This window comes from Halomonas sp. ND22Bw, from assembly GCF_003011945.1.
GTDB lineage: Bacteria > Pseudomonadota > Gammaproteobacteria > Pseudomonadales > Halomonadaceae > Halomonas > Halomonas halophila.
Genome location: NZ_PXWD01001895.1, coordinates 1 through 231, shown reverse-complemented (window position 1 = coordinate 231; position 231 = coordinate 1). Strand labels below are relative to the sequence as shown.

At 61.9% G+C, this 231-nt stretch carries 1 protein-coding gene; it reads right to left on the bottom strand.

What is annotated here, in order from left to right; all coding sequences use genetic code 11:
• The coding region (locus CVH10_RS24860) for a DUF1348 family protein (RefSeq protein WP_146143434.1) at positions 1 to 231 on the bottom strand (231 nt) is incomplete at both ends.

The window sequence follows — 231 nt, the reverse complement described above, 5'->3', positions numbered from 1 at the left end:
GTCCCAATGGAACTTGCGCTCGGTTTCGGTGATGACGAGGTCGTTGATGCTGGCATGCCGTTCACGCATCAGGCCGTTGGCATCGAACGCCCAGTTCTCGTTCCCGTAGGCCCGGAACCATTGCCCGTCCGCATCGTGGAACTCGTAGGCGAAGCGCACCGCGATCCGGTCCTCGGTGAACGCCCAGATCTCCTTGATCAGCCGATACTCCTGCTCGCGCGCCCATTTGCG